Here is a 1,883-nt window from a genome sequence, read left to right as displayed (position 1 = left end):
GTGCCGCAATGTGTTGGGCATCTGCGGCATTGGCGAAGAAACTCAGTGGCGCCAGCGCTACGCGTTCAATCTGGCACAGTGGATGATCGAGATCGCCAATGACCTGCCAGGCGAGCGGTGCATCGGGAGTAAACCAGTCAATATGCGTGCGTAACTGGCTAACGCCACTTTCCGCAGCCCAGTTTAAGGCCTGCCGGGCGCGTTGCAGCAGATCGTCATGGCTCCAGTGCAAGCGGTCCTGATGCATTGCGGTAATAGCGGCCAGCAATCCCGGTTGCAGTGCCGGACTGCGCTGAATGGTGAAGGTTTTATCCAGATGCGCATGGGGTTCGATGAACGCGGGCAGCACCAAAGCGCCATGCAGTGGTAAATAATCGTGATGCACACGCTGTTCAGGCTCGCATTGCGGACCTTCAGAGGAGAAATGCAAGGTGGCGAGCTGTGGCGCACCGTTATGCATCGGCCAGTTGTCGGCTAATAGCCAGCGGGGTAATCGCGCCCCAGTCACACCTGTATAGACTTTCATAAATCCAGCACCAGGACGGACGAGTGCGCGCGTGAACAGCACAGCACGATGCAATCATTGGCCGCGCGCTCTTTTTGGCTCAACACCTCATCACGGTGATCCGGTACGCCCGACAACACGCCGGTAATACAGGCTCCACACATGCCTTGTTCACAAGAGAGTTCAATTTCAACGCCCGCGTTTTCCAGTACTTCAGCGATGCTTTGCGCCTGGCCGACGGTGAAACGAGCCCCGGACGAGGCGATCTCAATGTCAAAACTGTCGCCTGGAAGGCGTGGGGCTGATTCCGGTTTGAAACGTTCACTGTGCATCTGCTCACTGCGCCAGCCATATTCCAGCGCCAGACTTTGCAGGTGGGACATAAAACCCGCTGGGCCACAGGCCACCAATGCACCATTTTCAGGTGAACCCAACTCCGCAGGGTGATGAGTCCGAAGACTGTCGCCCTCAGCGCTGTAATGGATCACCGCGCGGTCGCCGAGCAGTGCCAAACGTGTAGCAAAAGCCAGCTCATCCTGCCGCCTTAGATAAAGGTGCAGCACAAAATCAGCCTCCTGCACAGCCAGCGCTTCCGCCATCACTAACAACGGCGTTAAGCCGATACCTGCCGCAAAAAGCAGGGTGCGCGGGGCATGAGGCAATGGGAAATGATTGCGAGGAGCCGAGATGGTCAGCTCATCGCCGATGTGCAACTGATGATGCATCCACTGCGAACCGCCTTTAGAAGCGGGATCGAGCCTTACACAAATTTCATAATGCGCTGCGTGAGCAGGGGAACACAGGGAGTATTGACGTATTTCACCGATGGGCAGATGCACATCAATATGTGCGCCCGGCGTAAAATGCGGGAGTGGTTGGCCGCTAGTACTGCCCAGCGTGAGTGATACGTTGCCAGCACCGTTTAACTGCTTTGCGATGACGGTGACAGCCAGGTGTGTTGCTTTCATAATCAGCCTGTCTGAACAGGGATGTCACAGCGCTAAAGCCGCGCATACCCTTGTTTTTATCCTGGCTGCGATTATTATTTTGCCATCGTGTAAGCGTCCATCTGTTTAATTCGCATGATGTGTTGCAAAAAAGAGAGCACCCACTATGTTCGCCTTCTCCCGTTTTTTACTGTATTTCACCGAAGTGGCGCGCCAGGGTTCACTGCGCAAGGCTTCGGAAGTGTTGCACGTCTCGGCATCATCCATTGATCGACAGATCCTGCGCGTCGAAGAGCAACTGGATATGCCGCTACGCATAACGATGCCGCACTGCTGGATGATTTGATTACCAATATCCAGTTCACACCAGCGGATGCGGCGCATAACACGCTGGATAACATTAAGCTGATTGCCGAAACCGCTGGCGACGC

The 1,883-nt window shown here is 55.2% G+C and carries 1 protein-coding gene and 3 pseudogenes; 2 read left to right on the top strand and 2 right to left on the bottom strand.

Annotated features, from left to right (window positions below; genetic code table 11):
- Together H7A81_RS27060 and H7A81_RS27055 are read right to left on the bottom strand one after the other, a co-directional pair.
- Positions 1-526: pseudogene (locus H7A81_RS27060) on the bottom strand (cytosine deaminase); the annotation flags it as partial.
- Complete coding sequence (locus tag H7A81_RS27055; protein ID WP_182059314.1) at positions 523-1,473, bottom strand: PDR/VanB family oxidoreductase; 951 nt, start codon at positions 1,471-1,473, stop codon at positions 523-525. The pseudogene H7A81_RS27060 and the gene H7A81_RS27055, both read right to left, overlap by 4 nt.
- A gap of 145 nt (positions 1,474-1,618) precedes the next feature.
- Here H7A81_RS27055 and H7A81_RS27050 point away from each other — a divergent pair.
- Together H7A81_RS27050 and H7A81_RS27885 are read left to right on the top strand one after the other, a co-directional pair.
- Positions 1,619-1,765, top strand: a pseudogene (locus tag H7A81_RS27050) (LysR family transcriptional regulator); the annotation flags it as partial.
- Positions 1,744-1,883, top strand: a pseudogene (locus tag H7A81_RS27885) (polysaccharide chain length modulation protein); the annotation flags it as partial. The pseudogenes H7A81_RS27050 and H7A81_RS27885, both read left to right, overlap by 22 nt.

The organism is Pantoea sp. ME81 (assembly GCF_903970985.1).
GTDB lineage: Bacteria > Pseudomonadota > Gammaproteobacteria > Enterobacterales > Enterobacteriaceae > Pantoea > Pantoea communis.
This window is presented reverse-complemented; position numbering and strand designations above follow the sequence as displayed.